This window comes from Romboutsia sp. MSSM.1001216sp_RTP31141st1_G3_RTP31141_220114 (genome assembly GCF_039031195.1).
GTDB classification, from domain to species: domain Bacteria; phylum Bacillota; class Clostridia; order Peptostreptococcales; family Peptostreptococcaceae; genus Romboutsia_C; species Romboutsia_C hominis.
The window spans coordinates 1-11,086 of sequence record NZ_JBCIUO010000029.1; the positions used below are offsets into that span (position 1 = coordinate 1).

Consider the following 11,086-nt stretch of genomic DNA (forward strand, 5'->3'; position numbering starts at 1 on the left):
TTACGATTCAACAATAGAGGATAAATCTAATAAACCTAATATGTTTGATGACAAGTCTAATAATAGCAGTATTAATAAAGACAATAATAATATACAACAAGATAATAACCATAATTTATCTAATGATGATAAAAATATTAATAAAGATACAAAAGGTAATACCTCAAAAGATAGTAAAGCGATAGAAATAAGAACATATGGTGAATATACAAGAGATAAATTTAAATACAGTAAATATTACAAATAAGCATTATCAATTAGGTCAAAATGCAGGAATTAAGTTAAGAAAAACATATGATAGAGCAAGAGGTGCTACGGGAGAAGAAAATTCAAAAATAAAATAGATATAAGAAGTATCTAGATTAAGAGATTTAATTTAGGTACTTTTTATTTAATTAAAGTAAAGTTTTAAAAGGTGGTCGAAGGATTTGTACAAAATATCAAAAGAGATAAACTCAGAAACTAAAGTATTAAGGTCAATATATTTATTTGATTTATTTTTCATAATAGTATCTTTAGTTTTTAAAGTATCAACATCATAACTTATAAGTTCAAAGTTAAGCATGATATATTATATATTTTCTATAATAGTGACTTTTTTCTTGTTAAGTAAGAGTAGAACTAATCCTGGTACAAGAAATTATAGAGCTACGTATGTGATGTTTAGAAGAAATAATGTGAAAAGTGTAAACGGAAGTACAATATTATTTAATAGAGTATCTAGAATAGAATGTTAAGATATGACTATAAAAGTTAGAGAATATATAAAGATATTTGATTATATAGTAATATATAGTGAAGATAATAACCTAGTAGAAAAAATATAATTATATCTAAAAACAACCTAAATACCACTAAAGCAAGAAATTATTAAGTAATAGTTAAAGTAAATGACAGAACCAATACATTTAGAGTGTAAAATATTATCAATACAACTGTAAAAACAAATAATAAATAGATTATAATTGGCGCAGACAATGTTGTTAATTTAAATAACACACCTACTAATCAAAATATAAATTCATATAATTAAGATCAGTATACAAATAATAATATTATTATTGAATAAGAAAAATTCTAAGAAAAAAAGGAAACCTAAGAAGTTATCAAGAAAAGAAAAAAGGAGAATTAAGAAATATGAAAAGATAAGAGCTAAACAAGAAAAAAATCATTAAGATAAGAATATAAAAAAATTGATAAAGATACTTTTGACTTATTTCCATTTTTAGAAATGGCAGAAGATGAAATATTTAAAACTAAAAATGGGTATATATATATTCAAAATAGGAACAAAGGATTTAAATTTTTTAAATAATGATGATGCATATAAGCATATAATGGATTTCTCAAAATTTTTAAGAAATTATATTGATGATATTAAAATAATATCAATGACATTCCCAGTAAATACACAAGTTCAACAAGAAGATATACTTAAAAAGATGGAAATGACTTATAATAAAATTTATATAAATTTCCTAAATAAAAGGCTCGAGCAATAAATAGCCATTGAAGAAAAAAGAAAGAATAAAGAATTTTATTTAATGGTATTTTATGAGGATGAAAAAATAAAAAGAGAAAGGGAAATACAGTTATTAAGACTAACAAGTTCTGCTATAAATCTAAGTGTTTTAGATTATATAAAAAGATAAAGATAATATTTAAATTAAATAATTGGAACTCTAAAATATAAATATATACAAAGAAAGCTATATACCAATGTATATAGCTTTCTTTGTGTTTCATATACACCAACTTTTATAAAAACTTTATAAACGCAGAAATGTTAAAGAGGTTTAATGATATATATTTATTTTAATACGAAATAATTATTAAGTAAATAAAAAAGCTATATACTAATGTATATAGCTTAAAAAATAACTATGCAGCAATAATATTAACAAAAAAGTAACAAAAAATTAAAATGTTTGTAAATTACTACATAATAAGTTTCACATGATTATATTAGTATAAAATGATAAATAAGTAAATAAAAACTACCTATATTATAGAGGGATTTTAGCTTTCAAAAAAAGACTAGGTTTTATACCTAGTCTTTTTTTGAAAATAGTGAAAAATATAAAAAGTTATATTTATAATTTAAACATATCTTATATTAAAAATATATTTTAGAAAATAAAAAAGTACTTATTATTTGATAAATAAAATAAAAAGCTATATACATATTAATATGTATATAGCTTTTTATTTAGTCTTAACTATAGTTAGAAACTTCACCAAATGGAGTAGTAAGCAAGATTAAACTCTACATATTTATTTTAATATAAAATAGAAAAATCGTAAATAAAAAAACTAGGTTTTAAACCTAGTTTTTTTAACTATAAACTAAAAAATTTTATCAAAGAAAAACGACCATAGAAATATGTGCCTTACTCACAAACTAAATATATTTTAACTAAAAAAAACTTTTTCGTAAATAAAAAAGCTAGATTTTTAGTTAAAGTTATAAAAAAGGACTAGGTATAAAGCCTGGTCTTTTTTTGCAATGCAAAAAATAAAATACAAAATATACGGTTTAAAAACATTTTAAATTAAAAATCCTTTCACGTAAATAAAAAAGGGCCTATATTTTAGTAAATATCTAAAATATAGGCCTAATCTATATTAAGTATAGAGCTTATAAAATATAAACTCTATACAACTATATTATATATAAAATTAATATTCTGGAGGTAACAAAATGAAGTCAAGTAAAAAAATAAATAAAAATGAATATGATCCATGTTTAATAACTCAAATTCAACCACAATGTGGGATTGAATTTGATGAAAGAATAATACAAAAAGGTGATGGGTTTGAAACATGTATTCATGTATATGATTATCCATAACAAGTAAAGCATTTTTGGTTAGAAAGGTTATTAACTATGAATGATGTAATAACTACGATTGATATTAAACCCTCCAATAAACAAAAGATATTAAAGCAACTAGAAAAGTCTTTAGTAGAGCAAGAAAACAGATACTATGAGGATAGAAGTAAGGTTGGTAAAATACAATCAGAAAGTACATATCAATAATTACAAGGCTTAACAGAAGACATAACTAATAATGGTGAAATAATAAAAATAGTTCATATAAGATATTTTGTATATGCTCCAAATGTAGAGTAATTATGGAGCAAGGTATTTAATGGAAATGCAATAAGAATAGTTGAAGCAAAACAATAACAGTTTGAAAAATATATTATATAGAAAATTGATATAAAAATAAAAAAGAGAGAGTACTTACAAAAATAAATACTCTCTAAATGTTAATTAGGGCCAAGAGTATTTATTTTTATAAATACTCTTGAGAAAATAAATATACAATAAATTGATTTTATGCATTAAGTATATCAAAATTTTATAAAAAGGAGTATCAAAAAGATATGATACATATGAAAAAAGTTATAATTGATGAAAAACTTCTTTAGCAGTTACTATTGTAAAAGCCATAGGAGGAAATTTTAATAAAAATGATGGATATTTTGAAACCAAAAATTACATAGTAACATTTGGTTTTGGTAATCTATTAAAATAGTCTTCTATAGAAGACTATTTTAATAGAGAAAAAAGTAAATGGAATATGGATGAACTTCCATTTATACCTAATGAATATAAATTCAAACTAATTGATGATACAGGAGTAAAGAAGCAATTTGAAACAATAAAGAAACTTATTAATATAAATAATGTAGATATTATAGTTAATTGTGGAGATGCTGACAGAGAAGGCGAGGTAATTATTAGGATAACTATAGAAAGTTTCCTAGAAAATAAGAAGGATATGCTTCCAGAACAAACCAATGAAACTATAAGAAATGAATTAAAGAATATTAGAAACAATAATGAATATGAACTTTTATATGATGAAGGGTTTGTTAAAACTTGTGTAGATTGGATACATGGAATAAATTTAACTAGACTATTAACTTGCAAAGTTTAAAGAACCTTACCAGTTGGTAGAGTACTTATTCCTATGGTAGAAGTTATATATAAGATAGATTTTGATATTAATAACTTTATCCCTAAAAAATATTATCAAGGCGAATTCATAATAACAAAAGAGAATGAAACTGTAAAGTTTAATATTGATGATTTAATATTTGATACAAAAGAAAAATGCATAAGAGCAATTGATCCATTACTAAATGAAAAAATTCTAGTAAAAGATAGCCAAATTAAAGAAGTTAAAAAACAACCTAAGAAGTTATTTTTCCTTGATAAACTTTAAAATAAATTATCTAAAGAATTAAAATCAAGTGCTAATGATAGTCTAAAAATTATTCAGAATTTATATGAAAAAGGATATGTTACTTATCTTAGAACTAATACAGAATATCTTGCAGAGGCAGAAAAAGATAAGGTACAAAAAATAATTAGTGCAATAAATAAAGATAATATTTTAGAAATGAAAGATAAAAAATCTATATTAGATACATTATAAGGTAGAAAGTCATTTGGCTATAACACCAACTACAAAAATATCTATGGATATAAGTCAAAATGAACTTGTAGTATATATAACAATAAAAAATAGATTCATTTCAAATATTTTAATTGAATATACTATATTAAATTAAGTAAAAGCGCTTTTTCAACTAGGAAGTTTTATAAAGTCTTTCAGGTATTTAAAATATGAAAATGATTTAAAAGAAAATTTTATATCTAATTTTTTTATTGGAGAAACTTTAGAACCTAATATAATATTTTCTGACAAAGAAACTCAACCACCTAAACATATTACCTTAGAGTAATTAAACAACAACCTTAAAAATCCATTTAAAAGATCATATATGACAAAAGACGAAGAAGATAACTTAATGCGAAGTAGATGTGAGATGGGTACAGTTTCTACAAGATCAAGTATAATAGAAAAAGCTATAAAACTTGGATATATAAGAGTAAATAAAGTAACTTTTTATATAGATATTTTAGAAATTAAATTAATAGATACTTTAAATAAATTGAATATAGGTTTATTTAAAGAAAATACTGTTGAACTTTAAAAGATATTAAAACAAGTATATAAAAATAAACTCTCTAAGGAAAAAGCCTTAGAGCTTTTTAGTGTGGATTTATCCAATATGAATGATAAACCATGCAAAACAAATTGAAGTTGAAAAATAAAAAGACTGAAGGTAAAAAAGGATATTATAGGTAAGTGTCCTAATTATGGTAAAAATGTATATGAAAGTGAAAAATCATTCTATTGTGAATGATTTAAATACGAGCCTAAATGTACTTTTTCAATAATTGAAAATAATAAATTATTTACGTATAAAGGAAAGAACATTCCTAAAATAATAGTTAAATCTTTACTATTAAAAGGCAAAGTAAATGTAAAAATATTGAAAAAGAAAGATAATTCAAGCACATATGGTGCGACTGTAATTATGAGTTTAAATGAAGGTTATGTAAATTTAAAATTAAATTTTAATAATAAAAATAATATTTTTTATTATGGGATATATTATGAAACGTTTAATAGAAAAAAGCTGATTATTAAAAAAAACTGTGTACTAAAAGGTGTGGTTTTGTGTACCTTTTGTGTACTGTTTTGTGTACTAAAAAGTGTGGCTAAGAGTATTTTTTTGTACCCATGATTTTATATTCTATCTTTAGAGAATTGCTAGGTCTTGCCTAGCTACCAATCGAAGATGGGTACAAATTCTCCTTATGCTCTTTTTTTTGTGAGAAACGAAATAAAAAAACTTCAAATTCATCTCATTTTTTATTGAGGAATTGAAATAAAAAACTGAAGGGATTAATTAAATTTATGAAAAGAAAAATTAAAAAACATAGAATTGATATTAAAAATTTAAACAAAGAAACTATAGATAAAATAGATAAACTTGCTAATAAAAAAGGTTTAAAAAGAAGTGAGTTTTTAAAAATTTATATAGAAAATATTGCATCACAAGAAGAATTATTTAATGTATTTAGTAAGTATGAATACTTATTAAACAGATTAGAAACCTCATTAAAAAATAATACTAAAGTTTTAAATAAGTTAAATTTATAAAAAGGAGTGTTAAAAATAATGGATGATAATAAAATAGAAAATTCTTATGTAAGAATAAATAATTTATCTGAAAATACATTAAATAAAATTGATTTTATGGCTAAGGAAAATAGATTAAGTAGAAATAAATTTTTAAAAAAAGCACTAGAAAAATTAGTTGTATCAGATGGAGTTCTAGAATTAGATTCAAAATTTAATGAGTTAATAAAAAAGAATATTGGTGTACTAGATTTAAATACAAAAGTTTTAAATTCTTTCTGTGAAGAAAATTTAATTGATATAGATACATTACTTTAAAATTAATAATAAAAGGAGAAAAAATTATGAGAAAAAATTTTTATATTTCAACTAATACAGATAATTATATAGAAGAATATAAGGCGAAAAATAATATAGCTAATAGAAGCAAAGCTCTTGAAAGTATTATATTAGAACATAAAACAAATTCAAATTTAACATCAGATTATGTTTATGATGTCATATCTAAAAAACTTTCTGAACATATTAAATCAGAACTTAATAGTATGATTCATTCTTCAAGATCTGCGGATAAAAATTCACAAGTTTTAATTGAAATTATGAATGCTTTTATCTTTAATACGACTTCTGCTGACTTTAAAGATATAACTACTTCTAAGTTCTCAACAAGTACTCTAGAAGTTGCAAAAGAGGAAGTTGAAAACAGAATTTTAAGAGAAAAGGCTAAGAAAAGTGAGCTGTTATTATAATGACTGCTATTATTTTTAAATCAAGATTTGTTATTTCTTCTTCCGATAAATTTAATTCTTATATAGCTTTCATTAATAGAGATGAAGCAGTTAGAAATAATGATTTCAATAGATAACCTTTATATAATGACTATGTGGGAAATACTCAAAAAACTACTGGAATTTTCACAAGTTCCAGTAGTTTTTTAACTGAAAAGGAAAAAGAAACCTTAAAAGAAAACTTTGCCAAAGATTAAAGAAATAAGAGTGTAATGTGGCAAGATGTATAAAGTTTTGATAATACAGGGTTTAAAAAACAAGATTTGTACGACCCCTTAACTAAAACATTAGATGAAGAAAGAATTAAAGAAGCAATTAGAAAATCTATAGAGTATTCTTTAGATAAAACTAATATAAAAGATAGTGCTATCTGTAGTAGAAGTATTCATTATAATACTAATAATATAAATATTACTATTTATGAGTCTACTCCAACTAGTCAAAGAGGAAAAGAGCTCAAAGAGCTCAAAGAGCTTTAGATAATATGAAGAAATTAATACTTTATTAAGAGATAGTTTGGCTTATTCAAATAAAAAATCTCTTTTAATGAAAGATATTGAAATGAAAAAATACTTAATGAAGTAGTTAAAAATCTTCCATCTGATAAAAAATAATAGCATTACAGTTATAATGCTATTAGTGATGCTAGAGTTCATCTTGATAGGTTGGCAGACTATTATATAATAAATTATAAATATAAAGAAAATAAAAGAATTATATATTCGTATGAGTAATAAAACTTTAAATGAGATAAAAGATATATATATGGGTAAAGAAAATAATAGACAAAGAATTAATAATACTAATAATTCTTTGTCAAAAAATAATAACTTTACTAAGAAAAATTCTATTACTAAAAGAAATATTAATAAATATCTAAAGACCTTAGTGATGAATTAGATAATATTAAAAATCAAAATATGTATGAAAAATTGCAAAGAGAAATTGAGCTAGGTAGGTAAAAAATGAGAAAGTTTATTAATTTAGTTTTTATTATAATATTGGTTATATCTTCTTATAAGGTGATAACGAAAATAAATGATTATATTAAAGCAGATAAAGTCTATGAAGAGGTTAGAAATATAAAAGTAAATGTGAAAGAAGATAAAAAAGAGATTATAGATTTATCTAATATAAATAAAGATTATAAAGGATGGATCGCTATAAATAATACAAATATAGATTACCCTATTGTACAAAGTAAAAATAATTCATATTATCTTAATAAGGATATAAATAAAAATTATTTACCTTCAGGATCTATATTTTTAGACTATAGAAATAATGGATTTGAGGATAAAAATACGGTTATTTATGGACATTATATGAGAAATAATACTATGTTTGGGCAATTAAAAAATTATAAAAAGAAAGATTTTTTTGATAAAAATAAAATAATATCTATTTCTACTCCAAATGGAGAAGTATTAAATTATGAGATATTTTCTGTATATGTTACTGATAAAAACGATAACTATATAAAGACAAGTTTTGAAAATGATTTTGACTATAAAAGTTTTCTAAAAAAGATAACTGATAAATCTATTTTTAAATCTAATATAAATCTAACTACTAATGATAAAATACTAACTCTATCTACTTGTAGTTATGATTTTAAAAATGCAAGAATGGTAGTTCATGCAAAACTTTTAAACTAAATATTAACTTATGAGGATTTTAATATATGTGTGAATGTTTTATAACAAGTGATAAAGATAAGGCCTATGTAGACTATGTAGAGCATAATTATATTGTAATAAAAGATATATTTACTCATGAACCTATTGAAATTTATGTTGGTGAACAAGGTGCTAAAGTTTGGAACAAAGAGTGTTAAGATGGTGAAACAATATATGTTTTCTATTATAGAGAAAAAAATATTGTTATAAATAATTAAAAACTAGTATTAATTTTTAATTATTCTTTGTGATAACAAGATTAAAAATGTAACTAACAAAACAATTAATTCCGACTTATATAAACTTAAAAATATACTAGAAACTGTACTCTGTATCATTTATCATTCTCCTTAATATTTTATTTAGATTTCTTACTGAATAATATCATATTTTCATGTGAAAAAAATTGAACTATTTTGATAAATAAAGAGATACAATTCATAAATATAATACTTTTTATGCTATAATATATGCTGGAATTGAAATCTATAGAGTGGTGTTTCCATGCAACAAAACTTACCTACTTCTTTACAGGAAGGAGGTGAGGAAGTATGGAACAAAAGATAATTGTCGGTCTTATAAGTGCCATTGGTACTATATGTCTTGGCTTAATAACCAATTACATATCTGACAAATTAAAAAGCCACTCTATGCGAGAGAGTGGCTTAGAGATTAAAATTAAACTTAAATTTTTTGAGCTTAATTTTAAATCTAAGAAAACGTTGAAATAATTTAACGGAAACATCACTCTACTGCGAAATAGATTTCAGTTCCTTTTATATTTATATTATAACACAATCCATTGAGTTTTAAACTTAATTTTTGAGATATAGATTTAATCTATATCTCTTTTTTATTTTCAAAATATAAAGATTGGAGCTAATTATATGAATATAAAAATGAATAATAAATTAATTAATATTTAGATGATGTTGTATCTACAGTTAATTTTTTGTGCAAAAATGACTTATCATACTTAGAGTTAAAGAAGTTAAAAAGCATAAAAGTATAACTTTTCTGTCAATAAATATTGGTGATAATAATAAAATTAAAATTTCTACTAATTTATTAACTAAGCAATTTAATACTTGTATTGTTATATGTAAGTCTACCATTCACAACAACCAATTGTTAATAAATTACATACCAATTGTTAACAATTGGTATATAATTTATTAACAATTGGTTGTTGTAATCCTTGAAAATACTAATATTTTTCATTAATTATTCTAGGGATAGCATCATTAAAATTTTAAAAAGAATATCTAGATTTCTAATCCTTCCTCTCTTATTTTTATATCTTTTTGATGAGATTATTTCTTTTATTTCTATATCAGATAAATATTTATTAATATATTTTTCTCTTAAGCCTATATTCCTCACTAACTGCACATCCCCCTTTATTTAAAATACATTTAGTGTAATCTTCTTACATTTAATATAGTTATAACTAACAAATAACTTAGTTATAGCTATATTATTTATTAGCTCTTTTCCCTTTGGCTTTATTTTTATCATTAATAACTACATCTTCCAATAATGGGGTAAGTAATATCTCATATAACTTGCTCATATTTATATTCAAATCTATTTCAACGGTCTTTAGCTTCTTAAATATATCTTTATTTAAAGTTATACCAACCTGTTCTTTTTTTACTTTATTTTCTTTCTTCATAAAATCGTATATGTTAATATTATTTTTATTTTCATATGATATAGTTGAAACTATTGTCGTCTTATTTGTCTTTGGTAGTTCTTCATTTAGTAAATCTATATTTAACATAAATATAAACTTTTATAAATTATCTTGAGGATTAGTTTAGAAATAAAAATATTCAAAGTAATCTGTAAAAAAGATACTATAATTTTTAAAAATGTATTATTATACATATAAAATCAGAGAGGAGCTTTTTTAATGAATAGAGACTTCATAGAATTACTTTTAGTTGCTTTTACAATAAAGATATTTTTAATTTATATAATGTTTCAAGTAATTTGTCTTATAGTTAAAATCTATGATAAAAAACAAAAACAATAAATATTCTAAAAGAGAAATAAGAATTATTAAAATATATTCTATAGGAGGTTGACAACCGATCTAATGAAAAATAGAAATAAAATAAAAGATATTATTGGAATGAGTATAGTTGTAGGAATATTAATAGCAATAATATTTGGACTAGTATTCTTTTTTGGAGGGACTATTCTATCTATTTTAGGTTTTAAATATGACAGTTTATGGTCACTTGCTAAATTCTTTGCTATCTATATGATTATAGGTACACCTTTAGATTTTATAATTGAATGCTCTTTGAAAGCAATAAAAAGCCTAACAAACTTAGGAGAAACTCAATATACTATAATTTATTGCTTAATAGATATATCTATTAATACAGTATTAATAGGAATATTAGAATGGTCTATAGACGGTATTAAATGTAGTTTACTTACTGCATTATTATTCTCTACTATATTTTGTGTTATAAGTTATTTTTCAATGAAAAGTAACTAGCGAAGATGTTGAATTTTGTCATTCTATCTATAGCTAGATCAGGTTGTTCTTGGTATCTAATATGCTTATTTATACTTAAAAAGTACAATCATATATTTTTTA

Annotated in this window: 16 protein-coding genes and 3 pseudogenes; 17 read left to right on the top strand and 2 right to left on the bottom strand. The window is 22.2% G+C overall.

What is annotated here, in order from left to right; genetic code table 11:
• The 16 genes and pseudogenes from ABCP60_RS15015 to ABCP60_RS15090 all read left to right on the top strand — a co-directional run.
• The coding region (locus tag ABCP60_RS15015) for a hypothetical protein (protein WP_343102065.1) at positions 1 to 247 on the top strand (247 nt) is incomplete at its 5' end.
• 181 nt (positions 248 to 428) lie between these two features.
• Positions 429 to 737 (top strand): annotated as a pseudogene (locus ABCP60_RS15020) (DUF5592 family protein).
• 504 nt (positions 738 to 1,241) lie between these two features.
• Positions 1,242 to 1,502, top strand: a complete 261-nt coding sequence (locus ABCP60_RS15025; protein ID WP_343102066.1) for a hypothetical protein — start codon at positions 1,242 to 1,244, stop codon at positions 1,500 to 1,502.
• Positions 1,503 to 2,701: 1,199 nt separating this feature from the next.
• Positions 2,702 to 2,851 carry a hypothetical protein gene (locus tag ABCP60_RS15030; protein WP_343102067.1) on the top strand — a complete coding sequence of 50 codons (150 nt, stop codon included), beginning with the start codon at positions 2,702 to 2,704 and terminating at the stop codon, positions 2,849 to 2,851.
• Positions 2,852 to 2,887: 36 nt separating this feature from the next.
• Positions 2,888 to 3,040, top strand: coding sequence for a hypothetical protein (locus ABCP60_RS15035; protein ID WP_343102068.1), 153 nt, complete (start codon positions 2,888 to 2,890; stop codon positions 3,038 to 3,040).
• 547 nt (positions 3,041 to 3,587) lie between these two features.
• Positions 3,588 to 3,947 carry a hypothetical protein gene (locus ABCP60_RS15040; RefSeq protein ID WP_343102069.1) on the top strand — a complete coding sequence of 120 codons (360 nt, stop codon included), beginning with the start codon at positions 3,588 to 3,590 and terminating at the stop codon, positions 3,945 to 3,947.
• A gap of 15 nt (positions 3,948 to 3,962) precedes the next feature.
• Positions 3,963 to 4,448 (top strand): annotated as a pseudogene (locus ABCP60_RS15045) (DNA topoisomerase); the annotation flags it as partial.
• A 13-nt stretch (positions 4,449 to 4,461) separates the two neighbouring features.
• Positions 4,462 to 4,584: a hypothetical protein gene (locus tag ABCP60_RS15050; protein ID WP_343102070.1), complete on the top strand. Its 123-nt coding sequence runs from the start codon at positions 4,462 to 4,464 to the stop codon at positions 4,582 to 4,584.
• A gap of 213 nt (positions 4,585 to 4,797) precedes the next feature.
• Positions 4,798 to 5,010, top strand: a complete 213-nt coding sequence (locus ABCP60_RS15055; RefSeq protein ID WP_343102071.1) for a hypothetical protein — start codon at positions 4,798 to 4,800, stop codon at positions 5,008 to 5,010.
• Positions 5,011 to 5,780: 770 nt separating this feature from the next.
• Complete coding sequence (locus ABCP60_RS15060) at positions 5,781 to 6,026, top strand: hypothetical protein (RefSeq protein WP_343102072.1); 246 nt, start codon at positions 5,781 to 5,783, stop codon at positions 6,024 to 6,026.
• An 18-nt stretch (positions 6,027 to 6,044) separates the two neighbouring features.
• Positions 6,045 to 6,323, top strand: coding sequence for a hypothetical protein (locus ABCP60_RS15065; RefSeq protein ID WP_343102073.1), 279 nt, complete (start codon positions 6,045 to 6,047; stop codon positions 6,321 to 6,323).
• Positions 6,324 to 6,349: 26 nt separating this feature from the next.
• The gene (locus tag ABCP60_RS15070) at positions 6,350 to 6,754 is read left to right on the top strand and encodes a hypothetical protein (RefSeq protein ID WP_343102074.1); all 405 of its coding nucleotides are present in this window, start codon (positions 6,350 to 6,352) and stop codon (positions 6,752 to 6,754) included.
• A gap of 281 nt (positions 6,755 to 7,035) precedes the next feature.
• Positions 7,036 to 7,272, top strand: a pseudogene (gene mobL, locus ABCP60_RS15075) (relaxase MobL); the annotation flags it as partial.
• A gap of 486 nt (positions 7,273 to 7,758) precedes the next feature.
• Positions 7,759 to 8,451 (top strand): class B sortase, encoded by a 693-nt coding sequence (gene srtB, locus ABCP60_RS15080; protein ID WP_343102075.1) that lies wholly within the window; start codon positions 7,759 to 7,761, stop codon positions 8,449 to 8,451.
• A gap of 26 nt (positions 8,452 to 8,477) precedes the next feature.
• Positions 8,478 to 8,630 (top strand): hypothetical protein, encoded by a 153-nt coding sequence (locus ABCP60_RS15085; protein WP_343102076.1) that lies wholly within the window; start codon positions 8,478 to 8,480, stop codon positions 8,628 to 8,630.
• A gap of 393 nt (positions 8,631 to 9,023) precedes the next feature.
• On the top strand, positions 9,024 to 9,203 hold the full coding sequence (locus ABCP60_RS15090; RefSeq protein WP_343102077.1) for a hypothetical protein: 180 nt from the start codon (positions 9,024 to 9,026) through the stop codon (positions 9,201 to 9,203).
• A gap of 493 nt (positions 9,204 to 9,696) precedes the next feature.
• On the opposite strand, the gene ABCP60_RS15095 is transcribed toward ABCP60_RS15090, so the two are convergent.
• Positions 9,697 to 9,855 carry a hypothetical protein gene (locus ABCP60_RS15095; RefSeq protein WP_343102078.1) on the bottom strand — a complete coding sequence of 53 codons (159 nt, stop codon included), beginning with the start codon at positions 9,853 to 9,855 and terminating at the stop codon, positions 9,697 to 9,699.
• 94 nt (positions 9,856 to 9,949) lie between these two features.
• Positions 9,950 to 10,255, bottom strand: coding sequence for a hypothetical protein (locus ABCP60_RS15100; RefSeq protein ID WP_343102079.1), 306 nt, complete (start codon positions 10,253 to 10,255; stop codon positions 9,950 to 9,952).
• Between the two features lie 303 nt (positions 10,256 to 10,558).
• Here ABCP60_RS15100 and ABCP60_RS15105 point away from each other — a divergent pair, with 303 nt between their 5' ends.
• On the top strand, positions 10,559 to 10,984 hold the full coding sequence (locus ABCP60_RS15105) for a YrvL family regulatory protein (protein ID WP_343102080.1): 426 nt from the start codon (positions 10,559 to 10,561) through the stop codon (positions 10,982 to 10,984).
• Positions 10,985 to 11,086: the final 102 nt, after the last annotated feature.